Annotated in this window: 1 protein-coding gene; it reads right to left on the reverse strand. The window is 28.8% G+C overall.

Annotated features, from left to right (window positions below; genetic code table 11):
- Nucleotides 1-121 precede the first annotated feature (121 nt).
- Nucleotides 122-1,621 carry a PIN domain-containing protein gene (locus KVT27_RS23085; RefSeq protein WP_119781973.1) on the reverse strand — a complete coding sequence of 500 codons (1,500 nt, stop codon included), beginning with the start codon at nt 1,619-1,621 and terminating at the stop codon, nt 122-124.
- Between the last annotated feature and the right edge of the window lie 225 nt (nt 1,622-1,846).

A 1,846-nucleotide genomic window follows, 5' to 3' on the forward strand; every position in this document is an offset into this window, starting at 1 on the left:
CTACTTTAGAAATATATCATAAATTCATTTGTTTTAATAAACATTTGAATCTATTGATTAGATAAAAGTTTGTAATTAAAATAGATTCACTATATTTCGAACTAAATATGATTAATTTACACTAACTATATAGGGAGAAATTTATTTCGCAGCTTTTGCAATGACTTCCTAAAAGCGTGCCATACTCAAATAAAAATCCACATTCAGGGCAAACTTCATAATTACCTTTACAACGCTCACATACCGCTTCATTGTACATTTTGGTGTGATATGAAGCATTTGGATTGCTACAATCCCTACATCTGTCTTCATCCGGGATATTTCTTTCATCATTATGTTCCACATCACATTTGGAGACTTCAAACCCTCCAATTTCAATAGTTATTGTGTCTCGAACAATGGGATCTTTCTCGACATCGAAATCAGCTTCAAATTCTATAGATATTGAACCTATAAAGGTAATATAGGCATATGATTCACATGAATAATTTTCGGAATAAGTTTCAGTAATTAAAATACCTATTTCTGCTTCAAAAGAACCTTCCATAACAACATCATTCTGAATTATGTTAACCGAATTCACTTCAATTACAGGATCGAATGTTTCTTCTATTTCAATATCAAAAGGTACCCTATTAAAAGAATCTATTAGTGCTTCACTCTGAATCAAGTATTTTGTTAATTGATTTTCATTTAAAATATCATCCCAATCTTTATCACGAATACATTCCATTCCATATTCAGTAGAATTTAGTTCTAAATTTGTTTTGTAATCTACCATATCGATAATTAAAGAAGTTTTTTCAATAAAATCACTAACTTGCATAATAGCTAATGGTTTCTTAGAATACTCTTTAAACTCCATCAGCAACTCATTTCTAGGTCGTACAGGCGTATTCTTATCATCCAAAATCCACCAGTCTTCTTTCACGTCAAGAGTAATAAAAATTATTGGCTCTTGAACTCGTTCAGCTTGTTCTAAAATTTGTTTCCATAAAATTAAATCACCAAATTTTTTTCGATTATCTTTATAGTTATCCTTATATCCTGGCGGTATTTCATATTTATAACGCAGTTCTCCTTCTGTGAATATTTTCAATAAATTGGATATACTATAGGGCTCCCCAACTCTTCCAAAAGAAATAAGATCATCTACAAATGTTTTTACATTATCCTCCTCAATCATCAATTTATTTTTTTCTATTTCATGTTTAATTTCTTCAGCATATTTTTTGGATGCAGCTTTCATTCTCGTAATTGCTTGATTTGTATCTTTACTTAACTCTTGAACTTTAGGAAAACTAAGCTTGTTAAATCTTGTAAACTGTTTAAAAAAGCTATTTTCAGCATTACTTATAATACGATTTATTTCACTAGTTACCTCTTTATATTTATTACGCGCCAAATTTCTGACGTTGTCATGATTTTGTTTATATTCTTCAAGCACCTGTGCAGGTATCCAAAGCTGATGTTTTGGAATTGAATTTAAAACTTTCAAAATGTGATTACTTGTATCTGGAGAATAACGGTATAAATTTAAAATTACATTTGTATCTATTATAATTAATGGATTAGAATTCCATATTATTTTGAATTCATTATTCGGATATGTATATGTCATTTTTCTCCTTCTTTCTCAACTAAACTCATGCCTGAATTCATATTATGCTAATAAGACTATCAATACCATTATTAAATACATTTCTACTACAAAATTAATCAATCACAACGTCCAATAGATTTTTCTAATAATAATTTGTTGTGTAAAAAAGTTTCAAGTTTACTAAAATCTGTAGAGGAATATAATAAACCCATTCCATTAATAAATTCATGTTCGACTCGTTTC

The sequence above is a fragment of the Lysinibacillus sp. GbtcB16 genome, assembly GCF_019091145.1.
Classification (GTDB): Bacteria; Bacillota; Bacilli; order Bacillales_A; family Planococcaceae; genus Lysinibacillus; species Lysinibacillus fusiformis.